The sequence below is a fragment of the Paenibacillus sp. EKM10P genome, from assembly GCF_011800655.1.
Taxonomy (GTDB): domain Bacteria; phylum Bacillota; class Bacilli; order Paenibacillales; family Paenibacillaceae; genus Paenibacillus; species Paenibacillus polymyxa.
The window spans coordinates 404,587-422,760 of sequence record NZ_JAALET010000003.1 but is presented as its reverse complement, the minus strand read 5'-3'; the positions used below and the strand labels follow the sequence as shown (position 1 = coordinate 422,760).

Sequence of the window (18,174 nt, the reverse complement as noted above, 5' to 3'; positions counted from 1 at the left end):
TTATAGATAGTAAATTCCCGTAATAAAATAAGGAAAGAAAATCTCAGTGTGTATGCAACTATTGCATGAGACAACCTTCTTAATAGATAGGACGATTTTTTTCGTCGGGAATACCACTTTTACGATAAAAATACGTATTGATTCGATCCCGCCATTCCTTGGCGTGCTCAGCCTGATGCTCTAGTCGCGCCAGCACCTGTTCATACACCCTTTCATTTATTTGCTCACGCAGACTAACCCATGTATCTCGGAGATGGGCCGCACGTTCTGCACCTTCAAAATGAGTATCATAAATATGCTGTATGACCGTTTGGCCAGAGTGGAGCATGTGCGTATAAGGGACGTGGTGAAAGAATAAGAGCAGTTCATCCGGACAGGTGTCTGTAGATTCGTAGATCTCGGCAGCGGGAGGAAAATATTGTCCTGCATAGCCCGTTCCGGTTGCGGTTGTCCGATCTACTCCGATACCCTGGCAATCGGCAAAATGGTAGGTGCCCCACATCGAATATTCGTACCCGTCTACATCGGGCCCATAGTGGTGATTGGGACTGACCATCCAACCGACCCCAAGGGGCGCGGTGTAGGACTCGTAGATATTCCATGAATCGAGCAGCATCTGCTTAATGGTAGGAATTAACTCTGTATCATCGTCATCCTTACCTTTATTGTTAAATGTCAGCCGAACCCATTCATCTGCGATTTCATCTGCGGATAGATCCGGGTCCCATGCCAACCGACCGTAGCCGTAAAGATTGGACTGGGCGAGCAAATGCCCGGTCCAATTGGTGTCTGCACCAATATTGGAAACAGCGGCTATTCCGAAGTTGTTGTGCTTGGGAACATGATGTGTTGGCTCCTCCTGGAAACTACCGCTGTTTGCATGGACCATAGTCTCCCTGCGAGGAGAATCAGAACCGCTGTTGCTATGCAAAACGCCACTCACGATACGCTTGATGGTGGAGCCTTTTCCCTGTGAGTAGGTATCAAAATCGAGCACTTCCTTCCATTGCGGAACCAGATAACATAGATGTTTTTGTTGTCCGGTATACTCCTGCGCAATTTGAAATTCCAGCAGTACCTGAGTGGCTTCCAGCGCGCCGAATAGGGGGGATACAGGCTCCCGCACTTGAAAATCCATCGGGCCATTTTTGATCTGTAAAATGACATTTTCCCGGAACAGCCCATCCAGTGGTTTAAAATGGTCAAAGGCCGCGCGAGCCCGATCCGTCTTGCGGTCACGCCAGTCCTGTTTGCAGTCGTAGACAAAGCAGCGCCAAATCACACGCCCGCCATAGGGCCGTAGCGCATCCGCCAGCATGTTGGCTCCATCGGCGTGATGGCGCCCATAGCTGAAGGGACCGGGCCGATTTTCAGAATCGGCCTTAACCACAAAACCACCCAGATCGGGAACGGCTGCGTAAACCTCCTGTGCTTTGGTCTGCCACCATTCAGCTACACCGGGGTCCAGAGGATCGGCTGTGGTTAATCCACCGAGCTGAATCGGGCTGGCATAGTTAATGCTCAAGTAGATTTGGATACCATAGGCGCGAAATACGGCTGCTACTTTGGCTACATCAGGTAAAAACCGATCTGTGATCAGCTCAGTTTCTACCTGATGGACATTCACATTGTTAATGGATAACGCCTGAATGCCTACAGAAGCAAGTAGGCGGGCATAGTCTCGAAGGCGCTCCATATTTGTAGTAAAGGTATTATGGTTGTAGAAAATAGATGCCCCGGCATATCCACGTTCAACACTACCATCCATGTTATCCCAGTGGTTGATCATGCGAATGGAGTTACCCGGATTAGACAGCAGGTCTAGAGTGGGAGCGTGCAATGATTCCCCGGCAGTGGGCTTCAGATTGCCGTCTAGTCCTCCTTGCAGGTAGCGCAGCAAATGAAAGACTCCATACAATACTCCTTTGGAGGTCTGACCCGCGACTGTAACACACTGTCCTTTGATATCATCGTGATCTTGCCCAGTTAAACCTGCAAGCTCCGGCACCTCTACTCCGCGAATTCGGTAGCCTTCTGCGCTCACTTCTGCCTGTTCTTCTGCACTAAACCGTTCTGCGACATATGGCTGCTTCGGGAACGTACCCAGCGCAACGAATGGTACATGGACAGGAGCGGTACTTATCTTCGGCTGCTGTCCGAACATGGCAGCCAATCCTTGCCGAAGCTCACTCGCAGCCGTCTGAAGCACTTCATCATCTGTTTCATGAACCACGATGACTCTGCACCAAGCAGGCATTTTTTCTACAAATTGGTCGCGGTGATAGTGCAGCCAAGCGTCATAGCCGCTCCCTTTGGGCATATCCATACGCTTGCTCATATTATTTGGGCCTCCTTTGGACGAGTGAGGGTTCGTTCGTCTCAGGCATGCTGCTTCTCATCTTGACTCATATGCTGAGGGAGGGTCAGCCGATTCCCTTTGCCTTCATACAGCCACAAAATAGCGGTAACCCCGCGTGGGTAATATTTGCTGCCGTGGGCAATACCGGAGAGCATTTGGTCGCTCCAGCACCAATAGGATTCTTCAGGATGGAGGAGCCATGAGACATGGGCTGCGTCAGCCGCCTGCCCCGTTTCCTGCCAAGGCAGCTCCAGCAGCTCACGAGCAATAAACTGTGACAGATAGATTTTGCTCAACCAGGAGTTGTTACTGGTCGAGGATAGCTTCCAGCCTCCGTCTTCAAATAGACAAACTCCTGGTACCAGTACGGTTTGCAAATGGCGTCGAAGTGCCTGGATATATCCACCGAACCGCCCATCACTCTTAAGCGCATCTTCACATCCTGTAAAATAGGGGAAGATCAGCCCCTCAATGGCAGGAATGATTTGCGAGTCGTTGCCTTCCTTAATGACTGCAGGAATATAGCCCTTGTCAGTCATGTGAGTGGTGATTGAAGCTGCGCATTTGTCTGCCTGTAAGCCAGCTTCCTGTGAAAGGGAGTTAAGCCCCTTTGAGGCAAATATCTTTTCCAGCGCAACATATACCGCCCAGCATTTGCTGCCTAAATAAATGTTATTGCGGGATTGACCCAGGGATACATCCAGACTATCGTAAGTCGTAATTTCTGCCCCTCCCTGGGTTCTTGAGCTGTCTAGACCCATTAAGCCGTTTCGTTGCGCAGGGTCTGGATGATCCCGCCGTAGCATGCTTTCAAAGCAGTCGCACAAGACAGGCAGCATACGTGTCGTAAATGACTGATCCTGTGTCTGCTCGATATATACCGTGGCGCAGCAAAGCCAGTTTACCAGTTCCTCGTGGCTCATGTAAGAGAAGCAGTCGTCAATCCCTGCCAGCTCATAACAGGAATACCCTTGCCGGGAGAACACATTGGCCACGCCCATATCATGTGTAAACGTGATCCCACCGGGATAGGCCTGTTCCTCCCCCGGGAAGCGTACTTCATCCCGATAGCTGTACCGTTGGACAAACCACTCCAGCTCGTTGCGCACCGTCCATGGATTCAAAATCAATTCATAATAAAGCTGATCTGCCGTCAGATCGAGTGTATTCATCATTCGGTACTCGCCTTCGTTCACAATCCAGATCGGTTCGCCATCCTCTTGCTGACTGAGCAATTGGGTGCTGCCGTAATAGCTGTGGATTGCCTGAGCGAGCATAAATTCCTGATCCAGACTCAAGCTCGCCGATTCGATCCAGTCGTTCGCCTGAACACAGGCTGCGGTTAGGTTGGTAAAATGCTTCAACGCATAGCTTCCCACGTCTTCGATGTCCTTGAACAGCCGGGTGTAGTAATAAGATGCTTCAATGCCTGTTGTCACAATGCCGCCGCGATAAAAGCATATAGCGAAGGCGTACGTGCGCTTCTCCCCTGCGGGAACGTCCATCAGGAGCGCACCCGTTGCACCTAAGCCAAAGGATAAGTTATCAGCCATGGTCTCCCCAAGTAGCTTCTCCATCGCAAATCCGCTGGCAGGTACCGCTTCGCTGCTGTTGGTCACAATAGCAGTGCTTCGTCCTTGGCCGATGCCTGTGAGTCTTTCCTTCAATCGGGTAGAATCCATAGCGTCCCTGCGTGGATCTTCTCCTATAATGCGTATGCCGCTATACGGGTCACTGCCCTGATAGCCGAAAAAGGCTCTCCGTGCAGCAGCACCCTGTGTATTATCGATCGTTAGCTCAGCAAATACTGCCGGAACCAACGCTGCCCGCAGCTCATCTATGCCCGCAATTCCCGGCTCGGGCACCGGGCGAACGGGAGAGTACAGCCGGAATGTCAAATCGCCTGCCTGCCATGTATCGGTTCCTGCTTTTAGCTCACGGGTGATGTCCTGATCGGCAAAGGCAACGAGCAGAGGCTCCGTTTTTTTATCCTTTTTCTCCACATCATAGCGGGTACTTTCATCCTGTATGGATGCAAAAAAGGGAAGCGCCTCATACGATCCGCCATCCCTGGATTGCAGCCCGATGTATACATTTTCATCAGCAGGCTTGCCCAGTTCCAGGCCGAGTCCGCCGCGATTACCCTTAAACCCAAGTGTAAAGCTGGAGAATGAACCGATAGGTGCATGCTGCGTGTTATAAAATATATTTTTCGACATATATTGAAACCCCTTTCATGATAAAATGTGGCTTTGGCTAACTTTAATTAGAGCCTAGCATGACATGTGCCGAGGAACCATTGTCAAATCGCTCAACTATTTATCCAAATCGCGCTGGAAACGATATACTGAAGTATATCGATGTAAGTAAGCTAGGAGGGAAAACATGTCGTCACCACGTTTACCAAAGCATCCCCATGATCCAAACCTTACGGTCGCCGCAGAGGAATTCTTTTTTCCCGATGTGCGGACTACGGTCAATCTGTTTGCCATTCATACGCGAAGTGTCGGAAGAGACTGGAGCTATCCGCCACATGAACATCCGCAATATGAAATTAACATCGTGCTTGCGGGAGAACAGATCATGGTTGTGGATGGTCGCAGCTTCATCCAGCGACAAGGTGATCTGATACTTTTGCGCCCAGGAATTGTCCACTCCAGCCGTAGTAACGGGGAGGGGTTTACGTATTTTTGCATGCATTTCGACATTGATGATAAATTGTTTCTTTCGCTACTGAGCCGTTTGGAGCAAGTACTTTTTCCAGCGGATGGCACAGTAGCGAAGCAGATGGGACCAGCGCTAGGCAAGCTGCTCGGTCTTTCTGCGCTTGAAGACAAAGGTATAGATGGTGATTCAGTGGCAAAGCGTATGCGGATTCAATCTGCTGTGTTCGAACTGTTCGCAACGTTGTGGGAGGCTGTATCCAGTGAAGCCGCTCATCTGCCAGGGCGTGGATATGTGCAGGCAGAGCTTGCCCATCAGATTGCCAGTCGTCTTCAGGGCAGGGTCAATCAGCCTTATAGACAGGCCGGCTCGTTGAAAAAACAGGATGGGATCGAGGGTATTTCATCCGAACTGGGTATTAGCGTATCTCATTGTAATCGTGTATTCCGTAGCGTTTTTGGCGTATCTCCGCGGGTGTATCTATCCGAGCTTGTCTTGCATGAGGCCAAGCTGCTGCTGGCTGATCCGCAATGGTCGGTGCAGCAAATTGCTGATTTGCTCGGCTATGGGGATATTGCACATTTTAGCAGGCAATTCAAACGCTGGTCCGGTCAGTCGCCGACATCCTATCGCAAGAATATAGCCCTTGAAAGTTCACCCGAATAAAAATATATATGCTTATAAAATAGTTATGATACAATCCTTATAAAGGAGATGATAATAGTATGAATTTACATAATCAACGTGTTGTCGTGATTGGCGGCAGTGCAGGGATAGGGCTGGCAACAGCCATAGAAGCAGCAAAGCAAGGAGCGAGTATCGTAATCGCTGGCCGTTCTGCAGAAAAGCTGGAGCAGGCGAAGAAGGTCATTCCTATGAACAATCAGAAGCGGTGGAGACCTTTCAATTGAACAATCAAAAGGAAGAGGAAGTACAGGCGTTTTTTGAAAAGGTCGGCACATTCGATCATTTGTTTACTCCGGGTGCGAGCTATACACGTGGTCCAATCACCATAGATACGGAAAAGGCGAAGACTCCATTCGAGGGAAAATTCTGGCCGCAGTATTTTGCTGCCAAGCATGCGGTACCGCATATCTCCAAGGATGGCTCAATCGTTCTCATGTCTGAAGCCTTCAGTCAACGGCCGATGGGATTTGGTGCTACATATGGAGCGGCTAACGGCGCGATTGAAAGTTTGGGCAAGGCGTTGGCGGTGGAGTTGGCTCCAGTACGGGTCAATGTGGTGTCTCCCGGCACGATCTGGCGGGACGGCCCCGAGGGAGAGCAGCGGACGCAGGCTTTTGAAGAATATAAGGAAGTAACCTTGCTACGGCGAGTGGGGTATAATGAGGAAATCGCACATACGGTGTTGTACCTGATGACTAACAAGTTCACCACCGGAAGCGTGCTATTCCCGGATGGCGGTTATACGCTGATCTAATTTGTCTGGAAGCCAACGTGTACACGTCCACCAGTCCAATACACGCTTACAATGTGTTGGACTGGTTTCTTTTTACTCTATAAATCAATTAAGATCTTGTGTTTAAGGAGATGTAGTGAATGGATCAAGTGGATTATAAAATTCTACAGATACTGCAAAATCAGGCCCGCATGCCCACAACTAATATTGGGGGAAATTAGGTAATGTGGTATGCTTTTAGTTGAGGTATACATTCTTGTGATATGCAAGCTATTTGCATAGTCATATTCCGTAGAATTTCAAGTTTCAATGAGTTTCATAAATTCGTTTCTACCTGAAAAAGGAGATATCACATGTTGAAAAGAGCAGTTAATACTATACTATTTGCGGTGATTTGCTTTGTAACCGTAGATCAAGCAAATGCTGCACTTCCTAAATATCTGTACAATCTTGTCCTTACAGTAAACAATGTTGAAGTCACATCTGATGCAAATCCTTATATCGAACGAGCAACCAATACAACGTATGTCCCTATTCGATTTGTATCCGAGAGTTTGGGCGAAAGTGTAAGCTGGAATAGAGAGAAGCAGGAGGTTACAATCTTTTCTGAGCATGGCGAAATCGTACGTCTGACTATTGGCAGTAAAGTAGCTCATGTAAATGATATAGAAAAAATAATGCCTAATGCGCCTGTTATGCCAGTATCACCCAATCGTGTGATGGTGCCTCTCCGATGGGTTTCAGAGGTTATGGGCGCGACTGTAGATAGTACCCTAATAAATAAGACTATACATGTAAACATTATCAAGCCGCATCTAAGTAAAAGTTGACTTATTATGAAAGGCGACAACTCTGTATATGTTGCAAATATATGGTTGAATTTTAGCGAGGGAGGTTTTCTTCATTGAAGATTGCGCTACATAAGAAGTTGGCTTGTTTGATTGTTCTTGGAGGGATTTTGACCGTAGTTGCTACTGGTTTTGGAGGGGATAAGGAACCTTATAAACTTCCCGATAAGCCCAAAGAGGCTGCTGTCTCTACATTTTCAGAATATATGAACGCTTCTATGAGTCGTGACTACGATAAGATGCTTTCACTGTCTGATGATTACCGCTTTAAAACAGAGCGGGCACGGCTTAATTTTTTAAAAGCCCAAGGGGCACCGATTGATTATCGTATCATGTCCGTGGATGATTCTGATCCTTCTAGAATTGTTGTTTCTTCGATCACGAAGTATGAAGATATGGAGTTACCTCCTATCAAGTATATTCTTGCTTTTGAAGAAGGAGATTACAAGCTACAAATGAGGAATGTTGTGGTCAATATGATCCCTTCTTCACCTGACTATAAAACAGTCGAGTACGAGCCTGAGAAGGTAGATGATGATTTAGAAAATAATTTCAATTGATTTCAATTTTCTAATCAAACGATCGATAACATATCCTATGAGATACCAGAAACCTATTGTAGTGAAGTAAACAACGGCTATGGGGATATGCGCTTTTCGCACAAATCGAAAAGATTCATACACCCAAACCAACGGGCTAATCATAGCCAATAGTATATTATAGTCGTCGTACCCCGTAAGATTTACAGCAATAACTATACAAGAGACTAGGGCCAGCCAAAAGCGAAAGGACTTCATTGCCTATACCTCCATTCCTTTAAAAAGAAGCCGCGAGACGATCAGCCTGAGATCGTGGCGGCTTCTAGGGATTTTTTACTACACTTCTTTTACAGGACGTAACACTGCGTAGCCGTATCCCTCAGGGAAATGCCGTTGGTAATCCTGCTTCGTTTCCTCATCCCATGCATACCCCATACTGTGTGGGTCAAAGTTCCAAGCTTTTTCCTCCACCATTCTCATAACATCTCCATTGTTTTTTAAATAATTGAAGGGTGGGTGAAAAAAAACCAGATAATCTGAATCGGGGATGTTTCGGCACTCCATACCTGCTGGGATCTCTCCGGTGTAGTCAGCAGCAACCGGTATTCCATACAGATAGCCTTTCTGACCATTCTGATAGAACCAGCCTGCAGTTTGACCCAATTGTCCGGGAAGCTTGAGGTGAGACATACTTTCCAGGGTTCCGCAAATTTCATCACAATTATGGCCGTTTCTCCAGAAATCGCCGTAGTTTCGAGAAGAGATATCCCAGATTCCAATAAATTTGTGTGCTGGTATATGCTCAATTTTGACTTCGGCTTCTTGTAAATGCTCCTTAACCATCTTATCCCGCTCCTTCAAATGGTAATGATAAGGAGAGAATACCTCGGCGCGAATGGCTAATGGAATAGGACGGGGCTCCTTCCGGTATACAGCCGGAGTTACCTCGAACGCTTTTACAAATGCTCGTGTAAAAGCTTCCTGTGAAGAAAACCCGTACTTTACGGCAACATCGAGGATGCGGACATTGCTGTCCCGGAGTTCAAGGGCTGCACGACTAATCCTGCGCATCCATACATAATCCCTTAACGTCATTCCTGTTAGAGAATGAAACTGTTTTGTACAGTAGTAAGGGGAATAGCCTAACTGGTCGGACATTCTCAACAATGATGGTGCTGAAGTAAGATTATTATCAATCCAATCAATCATAAGCTGGACCATTTCGTTCCATTCGTACACGAGGATTCCCTCCTTTCGACTCCATCTTAACAGCCGGAATGCTGGAGTATTTGACTTGAGTTGCATGCACACTTTTATAACAATAAGTAAGGCGATATGAGAAAAGAATCTGACTATTCCATTCTTTCATTTGTAATAATATATGTAGGATGGTTATTTAACCTGAATATGTATATTGTATGACGTATGATGGGATGTTGAAAGTGGTCTTTTGATAATAGTAACTATTCACACAAAAAGCCTACCTACCGGAACACCGGCAGGTAGGCTTTTATAACATAAACATTCACTTACTTCGCATTCTATGCAGTCTGTGCCTTTGCGTTGCAACTGCACCGACAACGTATCCTAATCAATCTTAGTTATTTTTGCGTTGACGGGCGCGAGCTTCGCCGCCTTTGCGGCCTGCTTCTTCCCTGCTCATTTTCCCGTCGCTATCACTTTGGTCCGAATTGCCACGGGCTTCACCGCCCTTGCGACCGATTTCCTGATAGAACTCCTTGCCATGGTTTTTGGAAGTGGCTTCGCCGCCTTTTTCACCAATCTCCTGATAGAAGTCCTTGCCATGACTTTTGGATGTGGCCTCGCCACCCTTTTCGCCGATCTCTTGGTAAAATTCTTTGTCGTGATTTTTAGCAGTAGCTTCTCCACCTAAACGTCCTGCCTCTTCGCGACTCATTTTGCCATTTTGGTTGTTGTTAGCCATGTTCAATCACTCCTCATCGAATTTTAGTAAAGCGTCTACGTGTATCTATTAACCTTCGTGTCAGGAATTAAACATGTCTATTTTATTTTGATATATGGAAAATGGTTGGTAAATAACTAGGTGCATCCGTCTCTATCAGACCTCCCAGGACTCTGTGCGCAGTTGTTGCTCGCGGGTAAATAATGTCGGATAAATGAATAGGCTGAGCAGCACGCTGGTCAAAATGGCAGAGGTCATGGTAGTGAATACGATGAGCAATTGCAAACGCACGGCGACAATCGGATTGGCACCTGCAATGATTTGTCCGGTCATCATACCGGGAAGCTGAACAAGCCCGAGTGTTTTCTGCCCCTCAATGGTTGGAATCATACTGGAACGTATGCAATTCTTCAGTATAGGGAAGATGGCTTGTCTCGGGGTTCCCCCCAGTGCGAGAATGAGCATGATTTCAGGCTTGCGCAGCAGGACTTCCGACTTGAGCCGTGATACCAGCAGGCTGGACAAAATCATGGAGCTGCCAATGATCATGCCGCTAATCGGAATCATGTACCGGGCTGTTGCCGGAATGATATGCAGGCCAATCAGGAATGCCTGTGTAACGATTTCCACACACAGCAACGTCAGGAATGACTTCCACATGAGACGAGGGATAAACCGTCCTTTGCGTGCAACATTTTGAGAAGCTACAGTGATCATGAGCAGAATGAATAATACGATAAATCCGTAGCTTTGCATCCCGAAAATCAAATGCAATACATATCCAATCGCCAGTAGCTGAACGGATGCTCTGATCGTGGCAATAATAATGTCTCGGTCCAAACCGAGTTTGAAGGACTTGGACATGACGATGGCGATAAATACAAAACCAAGAGAGAGAATCAAGGCAACAATCGTCATACCCATTCTCCTGCTACAAATTTGCGGGTTTCACTATGCTGTGGATTATTGAAAAATGTCTCCGTATCCGCTTGCTCTACCAGTCTTCCGTTAATCATCAGCCATGTTTCGTGGCCTACTCTGCGGGCTTGTTCCATATGGTGCGTAATCCAGATCATTGTTGTTCCCTCTTCTTTGTTCATTTGAAGCAGCAGTTCCTCAACCTCTTTGACTGAGGCGGGGTCCAGTGCAGAAGTAATCTCATCCAGTAGTAAAATATCCGGGCGGTTCGCAAGCGTCCGTGCCAAGGCCAAGCGCTGTCTTTGTCCACCGGACAACTCCTGCGCCTTCTGTTCCAGCAGGTCACGGGTAAGCCCTACGCGCTCTAACAGGCCAACCGGATCTTCCAGTACCGTACCATGCAACCGCTCTACAGTCTGGAGATTGTAGAGGACCGTCCCCTGAAGCATGGGAGCATCTTGAAAAACCAATGCTACCTTTCGTCTCAGTTCAGGGATCTCCCACTCGGTTATAGGCTTGCCGAGGACGCTGATTTCTCCTTCATCCGATGTTAGCAAGAGATTGCACAATGAAAGCAGTGTGCTTTTACCAGAGCCTGACGGACCGACCAGTGTCGTGATTTTTCCGCGAGGGACCTTTGCTGTAATCCCGTTCAGGACAGCACGTTGCTGCCCCGATCCGGTGAAATATTTGGTGATATGATTAAATTCAATAGCTGGAAGTGGCTTGGATTCCATAGATATAGTTAGCTCCTTTGCAGGGAATCGGAAAAGATATCAGATCCGCTCTATAATCTCTTTGTATTATATCAGTAATATCCTACTGGCTCTTCTTCTAAAAAAGATCCGGGGGATGGAACTGTTGCAAACGGGACCCTCTTTGTATAAACTAACAGGATTAGTTAAGACAAAATAAGAACTTAGTCTGTATATCCATATGAAAATCACCTTACATAGGAATTCAACGAAAGGGGACAGGATGATGTCACCTAGACATGGAGTAAAGCTACAAGATATCCTGAAGGCTGCTGAGGATATTGCCAATGAACGTGGGATGGGAGATGTCACGCTCACTACGCTGGCGCAAAAGCTGCATATTCGTCCTCCATCTTTGTACAACCATGTGGACGGGTTGAACGGATTGCGTCATGTGCTAGCATTACATAGCCTCGAAAAGTTAGAGGAGGCATTGGTGAGCGCAGCCGTAGGCAGAGCAGGCGAAGATGCGCTGACTGCTATGGGGAGAGCGTATATGCAGTATGCGCGCGAGCGACCTGGTTTGTATGAAGCGATGCTGTATGCAACTGACCGAAATGATACCGAGCTAAGACATGCAGCGGATCGCGTAGCGGAACTTGTCATTACCGTGCTATCCAGTGGCTACGGTTTCAACGAAGCAGATTGCATTCATGCAGCGAGGGGATTCCGTAGTCTTCTGCATGGTTTTGCCTCGCTTGAACAAAAGGGTGGTTTTGGTTTACCTGTGGATGTGGATCGGAGTATCGAAGTGATGATGGACACCTTTTGGGCAGGTCTTCGCGTGTTACAGCATAAGCGAGATGTGGAGCATTCAGAAAAAAACTGAGTTCAATCTGATATAGCCCATATGATTGCGTCCTAGACTCAAAGGGTAAAATATATCAGTATAAAGTAGATGACAGACCGTGAATACAGGAGGGATAAGAGTGAACGTATTGGTGATTGGTGCCAATGGAAAAGTAGGCAGACATCTCGTTCGCCTACTGGGGCAACATGAATTGCATCGCGTAAAGGCGTTAATTCGCAAACCGGATCAGGCCGAAGCGCTTGAACGTTTGGGAGCAGAAACGGTAGTGGCTGACCTTGAAGGGACAGTTGATGAAATTGCTGCAGGTATAAAAGGCAGCGATGCTGTCGTGTTCACGGCAGGCTCCGGCGGCAAAACAGGAGCGGATAAAACACTGCTCATCGACCTTGATGGAGCAGTCAAGGCGATGGAGGCCGCTGAGCAAGCGGGTATCCGGCGCTTTATTATGGTCAGCGCTCTACATGCGGAGAACCGGGAGCAGTGGCCCGAATCGATTAAGCCGTACTATGTGGCAAAGCATTATGCAGATCGCTTGCTGGAAGCGAGCAATCTGGATTACACGATTCTTCGTCCCGGCGGGCTAACAGATGATGAGGGTACTGGCAAGGTTGCTACTGGTGAAGATCTTACCAGCCATACCATCTCACGTGAAGATGTAGCGGCAACGGTGGTAGCAGCACTGGAGGAAAAACAGACGTATCATCGTGCGATTGATTTGGTGTCCGGCAGTACGCCTATTGCTGAGGCCATCCGGTAGAGCTAATGAATTGAAAGACATGTGCATAATATGAATAAAGGCAGACCCAGAGGTAGGATTCCGGGTCTGCTTTTTGCTTTGTATAATCCTTTCCTTTAACGCTACGTATGACCAAAAAACCAACGTTCCGATGGGCATATTACGAAAAATTTGCCTAAAACTAATTACGTTAATTATAATACTAATATAATTAGTTTACGATCAAGAAAAGGAGATGAGATAAAATGCGTATCGTTCAGGTGCAGCATGTGTATCAATTGACGTTTATGCCCCGGCTGTTCCCGGTGAACTGTTATTTGGTGGAGGAGAAAGAGGGGCTTACCCTGATCGATGCCGGATTGCCATATAGTGCTCAGGGTATTGAACAAGCTGCGGCGCGCATTGGGCAGACGATTGTACGAATTGTACTTACCCATGCGCATGGGGATCATGTAGGTGCGTTGGATAAGCTGAAGGCAAAGTATTCTGAGGCACAAGTATTCATTTCAAGACGGGATGCTCGGCTGCTGAAGGGTGATGTATCGTTGGAGGCAGGCGAACCGGACACTCCTATTCGGGGCAGCGTGCCGAAGAATATCCTTACCCAGCCTGACGTTTTACTGGAGGATGGGGATCATGTGGGTTCGCTGCTGGCAATCAGCGCACCGGGACATACGCCGGGCTCGATGGGATTTTTGGATACCCGTACACGTGCGTTGATTGCAGGTGATGCCTTTCAGACTCGGGGTGGTGTTGCGGTGGCGGGAAGGCTCAAGCCGCTGTTTCCTTTTCCGGCACTAGCTACCTGGAACAAGGAAATTTCGCTGGCAAGCGCCAAAAAGCTGGCGTCTTGCAATCCGTCTCTATTAGCAGCCGGTCATGGCAACATGCTGAAGCATCCACAATCTCAGCTGGAAAGAGCGATTATGGAGATGGAACAGCAATGTTCAGTGTGATGATTACGTATTCAGCCAACATTCAGCCAGAACTCACAAAGTCCTAAGCTAAGGCAGATACAATATGAGGAAAATGGAAACAGAGAGAGGTGCATCGGATTTGAACGTTTGGAAAGCGAACGGTCTGAAATATATACTTCTATTTAGTCTCATATTGTGTGCTGCCGTTAGTATCGTGTCGTTATGGAGTTACTCAGGTAGTTCTGCGTCTCAGTCTGCGGCAGTGAGGCAAGGCCCATCCGGCGGGTTCGGAGGAGGACCAGGCGGAGGTATGGGAGGACCGGGGCAACGTTCCTCTGACGGTCAGATTACGGGGAACCGTGGAACAGGAAATGTAGGACAGGACCAGCAGAATTCGTCCTCAGCATCTACGGATGCGACGAACAGCTCTGACGGCAAGAATCAGGGGACGACAGGTCAGACGACCAACTCCACTACTGAGAATCCACCGATATCAGGTGACAAAGGCACAACGGCCGGGAATGATACGTCTGCATCGGGCGGCAGTGGTATTGCTAGAGACGGACAGCACAACAGAGGTCCGGGTGGCATGTCTGGTAACGGATCTGGAATGGGCATGGGCGGTCCAGGCGGTGGTATGGGTGGTGGAAGGAATGGAAATTCTTCATCTGCTTATGCTACTCCGATGGCGATTTTCGCCGCTTTGTTCTTCGGTGCGTTCGTGTTTATTGCGTACCGTTTTCGGGCTCAAGAATGGAAGCTCGGGGAACGTAACCGGGGACTGATGCTATGGACTGTGCTGGGTGCAGGGTTCTTTTTAAGAATGGCGATCGCCCCATGGATCTCGGGTCACATGGACTTAATGCTATTCCGAAACTGGGCTACGACAGCAGCGAATAGCTTGTCAGGCTTTTACACGAATGGTTCCAGTGACTATCCACCGTTCTATATTTATATTTTATATGTGATCGGTAAAATCGGCTCTACGGATGCCTTCAGTCCTTATATGACCGTACTGCTGCGGCTTCCGAATATATTAGCGGATATCGTGACAGCGTACATGCTGTACCGGTTGGCAAGCAAACGGGTCGGCTATGGAGTGAGCCTCGGATTGGCCATATTCTACGTGTTTAACCCGGCTGTATTTATCAATTCGACCTTCTGGGGACAGGTAGATTCATTCTTTACCATGCTGATTGTAGGCATGATTGTGCTGCTGGTGGAAAACCGGATCGGCTGGTCCGCTGTACTGTTTACGATAGCGGTATTGATGAAGCCACAGGGCATTATTTATGGGCCGGTCCTGTTCTTCGAACTACTGAGACAGCGCAAAATACAGCCTTGGCTGTTGTCCATTGGTGGTGCCGTTGTGACAACCATTCTGGTCATATTGCCATTTTCATGGGGGCAGGAGCCATTATGGCTGCTTGATTTATACAAGGGGACAGTTGGCGAATATCCATATGCTTCGGTGAACGCGTATAACTTCTTCGCACTCATTGGTGGCAATTATACGCAGGACACTACAACGCTGTTCCTGTTCAGTTACCATACATGGGGTATGATCTGCATTGTGCTGGTGACTTTGTTTACATGGTGGATGTATATCCGCAGTCGGAAACCACAGTTCGCAACAGCAGCTGCACTGGTACTCATTGCAGGTGTATTTACCTTCGCTTCCAGCATGCATGAACGGTACCTGTTCCCTGCGGCCGCGTTAGCTGTACTGGCGTACCTGTATTTGCGAGATCGCAGATTTTTGTGGCTTGCGGGTGGATTCAGTCTTACGATTTTCCTGAACACCTTTGATATTTTCTATAGCTCCAATTCTCAGGATCATTACGGTATTATTTTGTGTGTGACATCATTGCTAAACGTGTTGTTGTTTGTGTATTTGGTCAAGGTAGTGTGGGATTGCTCCAGGCTGGCTACAGTTCAGGCTGCGCCTGCCAAGGACATGGTTCTCCCGGAGCTTCCATCGGAGCAATTAACATGGGGAGCGTCATCCCAAGGTGTGAACACAACGATGGAGAAATAGCTGATAGCAAAATGTAAAGAACAAAAGAAACCGCTCTTTGGCAAATGGGAAGTGGCCAAGTCGCCACAAGCCATAAGCTCAAAGAAGCGGTTTTTTATTTAATCCATATATTCGTTCAGTTTCTGTACATCGCAGATGGTAATCTCTCGTGTACCTTTGATACGAATAATCCCTAGTTGTTCAAATTTTCCGAACTTGCGGCTGATGGTTTCACGTGTCACACCCACATAATTAGCCATCTCTTCGCGTGAAAGGGGGAGATTTATTTTAATATAGGAGCCGTCTGGCTTGCCGTATTTATGTCCGAGTTCGAGAATCATGTAGGCAATACGGATTTCCGGGTCTTTGGTAGCCAGACTTTGAGCCAGGTTTTCAGTATGTGCCAAGCGTTTGGTAATGGTTTTGAGCAACCTCAAAGAGATATCGGGATTGTTGCGGATCAACTCCTCCATATCATCCTTGGTGAGCATACAAATATCAGTGTCCTTTAAGGCGTAAGCACTAAAATTACTCAGCTCGTCGTTATTAAATATGTTCAACTCACCAAAAAAATCGCCAGTAGTCAGAATGTGTAGAATTTGCTCTTTCCCCTGAGGTGTCATCTTCAGCAGCTTGACATGTCCGCTTTTAATAATGTACAGCGTATCCGATGCCTGTTCCTCGACAATCAAGGCCTCGCCTTTTTGATATTTTCGGTGCCGGATCATGGAGCTAACCTTGCACAAATCTTCGCAGGACAAAGAGGAAAAGATAGGCACTTTGCGGGCACAGGGCTCCTGTTCGCACTGGCAGGGGCAGGACATTTCATTCACATTCATTCACTCCATTCATCAACCGGAAACTAAAAAGTATAGTATGTTCTTGTTATTTTGTATCATCTATAGGGGCAAAATGGCTTTGATCCTCACCGCAGACCGGACAAACCCAGTCCTCTGGAAGGTCTTCGAACGCTGTACCTGGCATCACGTCTTCATCAGGGTCACCTATAGCAGGATCATAAACGTATCCACAGGGCTGACATACATATTTTTTCATTGTTAATTCTCCTTGTCATCTAAAATTTTTGTAAGCTCTGGTGCGTCCGGACTTAGTCCTTGGGTAATGGCTGCTTTATATGGAAGTGAAGCAAGAGCATCTCCGAAGCCAATCACGCCACAGATAGAGCCATTTTGTATGAACATACGTGTATAAGAACCCTGATTTCCACAGGTCAGGCTGGTGTCGCATTCCTGTTCATCTACCAGACCAATGGAAAACAAGGGGCATTCATAGCTGTTGGACAGGGTGACAGGAATGAGACGCTGGTAAGCTGCGGAGGCACCCGCCATATTAGTGCCTGCTATTTTCCCTTGCTCCATAGCACTTTCCCATAATCCATCTACTCTATTGTGGAACTCGGCTACATCACCTGCCGCATATATATTGGGGAAGCTGGTCTCCATCTGCGCATTCACCTGAATGCCTTGATTGATATCAAGACCGATTTGGCGAGCAAGCCCCGTATTAGGTACAATGCCGATAGAATACACGACATGTTCACAGGGAATAACAGTGCCGTCCAGCAGTTCTACGCCCTCTACATGCTCCGTGCCTGTAATACGCTTTACGCCTTGTCCAAGGCATACCTGGGTGCCCTGTTCGATTACTCGGCGGGTCAAAATAGCGGATGCCTTTTCATCTAGCTGACGGGGCATCAGCCGTTGCGAAGCTTCCAGAATGGTGACGGCATATCCGGCTTGCCGGAAGGACCAGGCGGTTTCTACACCCTGAATACCGCCCCCGACGATACATATCCGGTCTCCCTCTCGCAATTCCGCTTTAAGTCTGTCTGCATCTTGTCGAAACCGAATGTTGTGAACGTTCCTTAGTGAAGCCCCGTCCAGCACCAGCTTACGGTTATGGGCACCTGTACACAGCAACAGCTTGTCATAAGCAACGGTTTGTCCATTTATTGTTTCGATGGTGCAGTCCTCTGCATGTATCGCGGTGATCTTTATGCCGGAATAAACGTTAATCCGCTGATTGGCAAACCATTTTTCTTTTTTGATCAGGATTTTGTCGCTATGCAAGTCAGTAAATAGCGCCTTGGAAAGCTTGACTCTGTTATACGGAAGGGAGGATTCTTCCCCGTAAATCGAAATTTCGGCTAGCTCATCATGATCTCTAATTGCTTTTGCCGCGTTGATAGCGGCCACGCCGCCTCCGATTATAACGTAATGTTGGTTATCCATTCGGCATCTCTCCT

General features: G+C 47.6%; 17 protein-coding genes and 1 pseudogene. 9 read left to right on the top strand and 9 right to left on the bottom strand.

Going from position 1 to position 18,174, the window contains the following annotated elements:
• Positions 1-79: 79 nt before the first annotated feature.
• Positions 80-2,338, bottom strand: a complete 2,259-nt coding sequence (locus tag HFE01_RS11320; protein WP_107733722.1) for an alpha-glucuronidase family glycosyl hydrolase — start codon at positions 2,336-2,338, stop codon at positions 80-82.
• A 41-nt stretch (positions 2,339-2,379) separates the two neighbouring features.
• The gene (locus HFE01_RS11315; RefSeq protein ID WP_117288842.1) at positions 2,380-4,578 is read right to left on the bottom strand and encodes a glycoside hydrolase family 52 protein; all 2,199 of its coding nucleotides are present in this window, start codon (positions 4,576-4,578) and stop codon (positions 2,380-2,382) included.
• A gap of 166 nt (positions 4,579-4,744) precedes the next feature.
• On the opposite strand from HFE01_RS11315, the gene HFE01_RS11310 reads away from it, so the two are divergent.
• From HFE01_RS11310 to HFE01_RS11290, 5 genes and pseudogenes are all read left to right on the top strand, one after another.
• Complete coding sequence (locus HFE01_RS11310; RefSeq protein ID WP_107733723.1) at positions 4,745-5,689, top strand: AraC family transcriptional regulator; 945 nt, start codon at positions 4,745-4,747, stop codon at positions 5,687-5,689.
• A gap of 59 nt (positions 5,690-5,748) precedes the next feature.
• Positions 5,749-6,464 (top strand): annotated as a pseudogene (locus HFE01_RS11305) (SDR family oxidoreductase).
• A gap of 119 nt (positions 6,465-6,583) precedes the next feature.
• Positions 6,584-6,664, top strand: a complete 81-nt coding sequence (locus tag HFE01_RS27770; protein WP_080942692.1) for an AsnC family protein — start codon at positions 6,584-6,586, stop codon at positions 6,662-6,664.
• 132 nt (positions 6,665-6,796) lie between these two features.
• Positions 6,797-7,273: a copper amine oxidase N-terminal domain-containing protein gene (locus HFE01_RS11295; RefSeq protein ID WP_107733724.1), complete on the top strand. Its 477-nt coding sequence runs from the start codon at positions 6,797-6,799 to the stop codon at positions 7,271-7,273.
• Positions 7,274-7,347: 74 nt separating this feature from the next.
• Positions 7,348-7,851 carry a hypothetical protein gene (locus HFE01_RS11290; RefSeq protein ID WP_107733725.1) on the top strand — a complete coding sequence of 168 codons (504 nt, stop codon included), beginning with the start codon at positions 7,348-7,350 and terminating at the stop codon, positions 7,849-7,851.
• Between the two features lie 315 nt (positions 7,852-8,166).
• Here the strand turns inward: HFE01_RS11290 and HFE01_RS11280 are convergent, their stop codons facing one another.
• The 4 genes from HFE01_RS11280 to HFE01_RS11265 all read right to left on the bottom strand — a co-directional run bounded on the left by HFE01_RS11280 (position 8,167) and on the right by HFE01_RS11265 (position 11,409).
• On the bottom strand, positions 8,167-9,069 hold the full coding sequence (locus HFE01_RS11280; protein ID WP_044786971.1) for a helix-turn-helix domain-containing protein: 903 nt from the start codon (positions 9,067-9,069) through the stop codon (positions 8,167-8,169).
• 358 nt (positions 9,070-9,427) lie between these two features.
• Positions 9,428-9,775 (bottom strand): KGG domain-containing protein, encoded by a 348-nt coding sequence (locus tag HFE01_RS11275; protein ID WP_013373683.1) that lies wholly within the window; start codon positions 9,773-9,775, stop codon positions 9,428-9,430.
• 135 nt (positions 9,776-9,910) lie between these two features.
• The gene (locus HFE01_RS11270) at positions 9,911-10,672 is read right to left on the bottom strand and encodes an ABC transporter permease (RefSeq protein WP_019688952.1); all 762 of its coding nucleotides are present in this window, start codon (positions 10,670-10,672) and stop codon (positions 9,911-9,913) included.
• Positions 10,669-11,409: an ABC transporter ATP-binding protein gene (locus HFE01_RS11265; RefSeq protein WP_017426131.1), complete on the bottom strand. Its 741-nt coding sequence runs from the start codon at positions 11,407-11,409 to the stop codon at positions 10,669-10,671. Before HFE01_RS11265 ends, HFE01_RS11270 begins: the two co-directional genes overlap by 4 nt.
• A gap of 244 nt (positions 11,410-11,653) precedes the next feature.
• On the opposite strand from HFE01_RS11265, the gene HFE01_RS11260 reads away from it, so the two are divergent.
• The 4 genes from HFE01_RS11260 (at position 11,654) to HFE01_RS11245 (ending at position 15,929) form a co-directional block, all read left to right on the top strand.
• Positions 11,654-12,256 (top strand): TetR/AcrR family transcriptional regulator, encoded by a 603-nt coding sequence (locus HFE01_RS11260; RefSeq protein WP_017426132.1) that lies wholly within the window; start codon positions 11,654-11,656, stop codon positions 12,254-12,256.
• A 100-nt stretch (positions 12,257-12,356) separates the two neighbouring features.
• Positions 12,357-12,995 carry an SDR family oxidoreductase gene (locus tag HFE01_RS11255; protein WP_107733727.1) on the top strand — a complete coding sequence of 213 codons (639 nt, stop codon included), beginning with the start codon at positions 12,357-12,359 and terminating at the stop codon, positions 12,993-12,995.
• Between the two features lie 224 nt (positions 12,996-13,219).
• Positions 13,220-13,930: an MBL fold metallo-hydrolase gene (locus HFE01_RS11250; RefSeq protein WP_107733728.1), complete on the top strand. Its 711-nt coding sequence runs from the start codon at positions 13,220-13,222 to the stop codon at positions 13,928-13,930.
• A 271-nt stretch (positions 13,931-14,201) separates the two neighbouring features.
• The gene (locus HFE01_RS11245) at positions 14,202-15,929 is read left to right on the top strand and encodes a glycosyltransferase 87 family protein (RefSeq protein ID WP_107733729.1); all 1,728 of its coding nucleotides are present in this window, start codon (positions 14,202-14,204) and stop codon (positions 15,927-15,929) included.
• Positions 15,930-16,027: 98 nt separating this feature from the next.
• On the opposite strand, the gene HFE01_RS11240 is transcribed toward HFE01_RS11245, so the two are convergent.
• The 3 genes from HFE01_RS11240 to HFE01_RS11230 all read right to left on the bottom strand — a co-directional run bounded on the left by HFE01_RS11240 (position 16,028) and on the right by HFE01_RS11230 (position 18,160).
• Positions 16,028-16,732 carry a Crp/Fnr family transcriptional regulator gene (locus HFE01_RS11240; RefSeq protein WP_107733893.1) on the bottom strand — a complete coding sequence of 235 codons (705 nt, stop codon included), beginning with the start codon at positions 16,730-16,732 and terminating at the stop codon, positions 16,028-16,030.
• Positions 16,733-16,793: 61 nt separating this feature from the next.
• Complete coding sequence (gene rd, locus HFE01_RS11235) at positions 16,794-16,964, bottom strand: rubredoxin (protein ID WP_016822672.1); 171 nt, start codon at positions 16,962-16,964, stop codon at positions 16,794-16,796.
• Between the two features lie 2 nt (positions 16,965-16,966).
• Positions 16,967-18,160, bottom strand: a complete 1,194-nt coding sequence (locus HFE01_RS11230) for an NAD(P)/FAD-dependent oxidoreductase (RefSeq protein WP_107733730.1) — start codon at positions 18,158-18,160, stop codon at positions 16,967-16,969.
• Positions 18,161-18,174: the final 14 nt, after the last annotated feature.

Excerpts from the sequence above, each read along its gene's own strand:
- HFE01_RS11230 (WP_107733730.1), bottom strand. The coding sequence starts at position 18,160 with ATGGATAACCAACATTACGTTATAATCGGAGGCGGCGTGGCCGCTATC.
- rd (WP_016822672.1), bottom strand. The coding sequence starts at position 16,964 with ATGAAAAAATATGTATGTCAGCCCTGTGGATACGTTTATGATCCTGCT.
- HFE01_RS27770 (WP_080942692.1), top strand. The coding sequence starts at position 6,584 with ATGGATCAAGTGGATTATAAAATTCTACAGATACTGCAAAATCAGGCC.
- HFE01_RS11275 (WP_013373683.1), bottom strand. The coding sequence starts at position 9,775 with ATGGCTAACAACAACCAAAATGGCAAAATGAGTCGCGAAGAGGCAGGA.
- HFE01_RS11320 (WP_107733722.1), bottom strand. The coding sequence starts at position 2,338 with ATGAGCAAGCGTATGGATATGCCCAAAGGGAGCGGCTATGACGCTTGG.
- HFE01_RS11240 (WP_107733893.1), bottom strand. The coding sequence starts at position 16,732 with ATGTCCTGCCCCTGCCAGTGCGAACAGGAGCCCTGTGCCCGCAAAGTG.
- HFE01_RS11265 (WP_017426131.1), bottom strand. The coding sequence starts at position 11,409 with ATGGAATCCAAGCCACTTCCAGCTATTGAATTTAATCATATCACCAAA.
- HFE01_RS11270 (WP_019688952.1), bottom strand. The coding sequence starts at position 10,672 with ATGACGATTGTTGCCTTGATTCTCTCTCTTGGTTTTGTATTTATCGCC.
- HFE01_RS11250 (WP_107733728.1), top strand. The coding sequence starts at position 13,220 with ATGCGTATCGTTCAGGTGCAGCATGTGTATCAATTGACGTTTATGCCC.
- HFE01_RS11260 (WP_017426132.1), top strand. The coding sequence starts at position 11,654 with ATGTCACCTAGACATGGAGTAAAGCTACAAGATATCCTGAAGGCTGCT.
- HFE01_RS11245 (WP_107733729.1), top strand. The coding sequence starts at position 14,202 with ATGGGAGGACCGGGGCAACGTTCCTCTGACGGTCAGATTACGGGGAAC.
- HFE01_RS11295 (WP_107733724.1), top strand. The coding sequence starts at position 6,797 with ATGTTGAAAAGAGCAGTTAATACTATACTATTTGCGGTGATTTGCTTT.
- HFE01_RS11315 (WP_117288842.1), bottom strand. The coding sequence starts at position 4,578 with ATGTCGAAAAATATATTTTATAACACGCAGCATGCACCTATCGGTTCA.
- HFE01_RS11310 (WP_107733723.1), top strand. The coding sequence starts at position 4,745 with ATGTCGTCACCACGTTTACCAAAGCATCCCCATGATCCAAACCTTACG.